Origin of the sequence: Actinocrinis sp. (genome assembly GCF_035938995.1) — a bacterium.
Lineage (GTDB): Bacteria > Actinomycetota > Actinomycetes > Streptomycetales > Catenulisporaceae > DASZGI01.
In genome coordinates this window covers 1-1,756 of the sequence record NZ_DASZGI010000265.1, presented here as the reverse complement: position 1 = coordinate 1,756, position 1,756 = coordinate 1, and the positions used below count along the sequence as shown (strand labels likewise).

The window sequence follows — 1,756 nt, the reverse complement described above, 5'->3', positions numbered from 1 at the left end:
GTCGTGTCGAAGTAGGATCCGTAGATGTGGGGATCTCCGGCGAGGCCGCCGCTGTTGACCGAGTCGACGTACCCCCAGCCCGACGAGAAGCTGTACTGGCGCAGCCACGGTCCGCCGGAGGCGCCGTGGTTCATGTTGCTGCACGCCACGCCGATCATGTCAGGGTTGTATCCGCTGCCGGCGTAGTTGATCGCGGTCCCGTAGCACCAGGCGGGGTTCACACCGTTGTACGGGGCGACGCCCGGGTAGCCGAAGATCATGTAGGTGCTGCCGCGCGGCTGGTTCCATTCGACGCCGAACTGATTGCCCAGGGCGTCGGCGATGTGCTGCCCGGAGCTGTTGGTCCCCAGGAGCACGAATCCGAAGTCGTAGGAGCCGTCACGGTTGTTCAGCCATGACCAGTTGGTCACCGCGCCGCGTCCGGGCCAGCAGCCGTACGGGGTCTGGTTGGCCCCGCCGTTGGTCGCCGGGCAGAACTGGTAGTTGCCCATCCAGCCGGAACCGTTGGTCGCGACGTAGTTCTTGTCGTACACGCAGTGGCCCGCCGTCAACACCAGGTCGCGGTCGCCGGCGACCACCACGGAGGCCGTGCACCATGCGCCACCTCCGGAGGGAGTGGTGAAGTACAGGACCCCGACGTCCTTGGCCGGCAGCGAGGTCGGCGAACCAGACCACTGCCCGTCGCTCATCGGAGACACCCGGGCACCGGTGCCCGCCGTGACAACCGGCGCGACGTGCCCGGCCGGACCGGCCGGAACGGCGGGCTGCCGCGTCAAGGGCACGATCGGTGCGCTGGCCAATGGCTTGACGGCGCCCCTGCGAGCCGGGGTCCAGTAGGACTGTGCGGCGCGCACCTGCGCGGCGGAGAACGCGTGCAGTGCGGCCGACGGGTGCGGCGGCACCGTCGCCCCATCAGCGGCGGAGACCTGGACCGCACCGCCTGCGAGCGCGAGGACCGCAGCGACCAGCGCAGCGGCGAATCGTCGACTCCCCATGATTTCCCCCAGTTGGATTCGTGGACCGTGCAACTTAGTACGACCCCCATTCAAGGTAATCGCGCGTGACCTGGGCCTGTCACCGTCCAAAAGGGCGCAGATCCCCTGTGGGATCTCCACCCCAGCCGCGCCGGACCGGTCGGCAGCTTTGCCGCGTTGGCCGGGCGGGCGACGTCGAGGCCGACGATCCGGGGATTTGTTCAGCGACGCCGACCATGCAGGTGGCCGGGCGCTGTACGTCGGAACTGCGGATTGCCGGGCCGGCCCTCTTCGGGATCTTCGACCCCGCGCAGGGCGGAGTCGCCTGACACGCCGATCCACAGATCACCGATGATGTTGACCGGCACGCCGAGTCATACACAGCACAACGAACCCACGGAAAGGGCAATCCAATGACCGAGCTGAACGTGGAACACGTCCGGCGAGCGATCGTCGAACACACCCAACATCTGGCGCAATCAGCCGCCGCGGCCGGACCTGACGCTGCCGTGCCGACAACCCCGGGGTGGACCATCACTGACCTGGTCGAGCACGTGGGCCAGACCCAGCACTGGGTCGCGGAGATCGTCGAGCGGCGCATCACCGACCCCACACAGCTGCCGACGCAGATGGCCGTACTGCCCACCGACCCCCGCGAGTGGCAGGCGTGGCTGTCGGAGTCCGCGCAGCGGGTCGCGAGCGCGTGCTCCGATGACGCGCTCGACGCGCCGGTGTTCAACGCCGCGGGGGACGAGCGGTCCGGGACGCGATTCTGGATGTCC

The 1,756-nt window shown here is 68.6% G+C and carries 2 protein-coding genes; one reads left to right on the top strand and one right to left on the bottom strand.

Annotated features, from left to right (window positions below; genetic code table 11):
• A partial coding sequence (locus VGZ32_RS18455) for a hypothetical protein (protein ID WP_326887317.1) occupies positions 1-995 on the bottom strand: 995 nt, incomplete at its 3' end.
• 392 nt (positions 996-1,387) lie between these two features.
• Between VGZ32_RS18455 and VGZ32_RS18450 the strand changes: the two genes are divergently transcribed.
• Positions 1,388-1,756: maleylpyruvate isomerase N-terminal domain-containing protein (locus VGZ32_RS18450; RefSeq protein ID WP_326887316.1), on the top strand; the 369-nt coding region annotated here is incomplete at its 3' end.